Below are 983 nucleotides of genomic sequence, written 5' to 3' on the forward strand. Positions count from 1 at the left end.
TTCTCGAAGGATCACACGGTGACCGCACCCATATCAAACGGGCCGACCACCCACGGTTACACCACTATGCGGGACGCTACTGGCTCAGAATCCTGAGCATTGGTCACAGGAAGCTGGATTCCTGGCGATGCGTACTGCCCTCATTTCCTTTCTTAAGACGGAAGATCGGGTTATCAGGGGTGAGACAGGCCGTTTCGAGAAGTTCGATGGCGATGTCCAGACAGCCGTTGCTGCATTCACAGCTGCGGAGCAGGGAAACACTGACGAACTAGCGCGAATTCTCGCTCAGATGGAATCGGGACAGGGAGGTTCTGGATCTGTCAGCGCTCCTCCTCCCCAGACATCGGGTGGGTCGTCGACGAGTGGGGCTCAACCGGGCTCGTCTGTTGGTGGTAGTTCCTCGAATAGTGGTGGCACATCCTCTGGCGGAGGAACGCCCTCAAACTCGGGTGGTGGTTCGAATACGACTAACGGTGGTGGAGCCGGGGCAGCGTCAGGGACGTCATCCGCAGATCAAGCACCGGTGCAGAATAAGCCATCTGAATTCTAGGCAGGGAGCAGGAGAAAGCTATGGTTGATAGCCCTATGTACGACAGGCTGATGCGCCTCGTGGCAGCCCTTGAAAGCGCTGAAGCCTTGGTAGCATCGGATGGTGAGCACAATGCCATCGTTTGCGGATTAAATGAAGCCAATAACTCAACGTACCATTTACGTGCGAACCAAGGGTTTACTGGTGAAACGGGTAATGAGATCGATGCGTGGGCAGACGCAACGATGAAGCGTGTGCAGGGCATCAAGGAGAGTCATAACTCGGCGATGGAGTATTACGTCGAAGCCCGACGTGCAATGAAGCATATCTGTGAGGAAGCTCAGCAGCTTTCCCCCAATCTGGCTCTTCATAATTGAGGGTGTGGGGGTGGTATGCGGGGTTGGGCGTGTCGTGGCCGGGTAGAGGTCGAGGTCTTCCGATGATGGGGGTTGCG

The 983-nt window shown here is 56.0% G+C and carries 1 protein-coding gene; it reads left to right on the plus strand.

What is annotated here, in order from left to right; genetic code table 11:
- Positions 1-570: 570 nt before the first annotated feature.
- Positions 571-906 (plus strand): hypothetical protein, encoded by a 336-nt coding sequence (locus tag CYJ22_RS10065; protein ID WP_243390511.1) that lies wholly within the window; start codon positions 571-573, stop codon positions 904-906.
- Positions 907-983 lie beyond the last annotated feature (77 nt).

Origin of the sequence: Schaalia odontolytica (genome assembly GCF_002847525.1) — a bacterium.
GTDB classification, from domain to species: domain Bacteria; phylum Actinomycetota; class Actinomycetes; order Actinomycetales; family Actinomycetaceae; genus Pauljensenia; species Pauljensenia odontolytica_B.

Coding starts and splice junctions, on each gene's coding strand:
- CYJ22_RS10065 (WP_243390511.1), top strand. CDS start 571: ATGGTTGATAGCCCTATGTACGACAGGCTGATGCGCCTCGTGGCAGCC.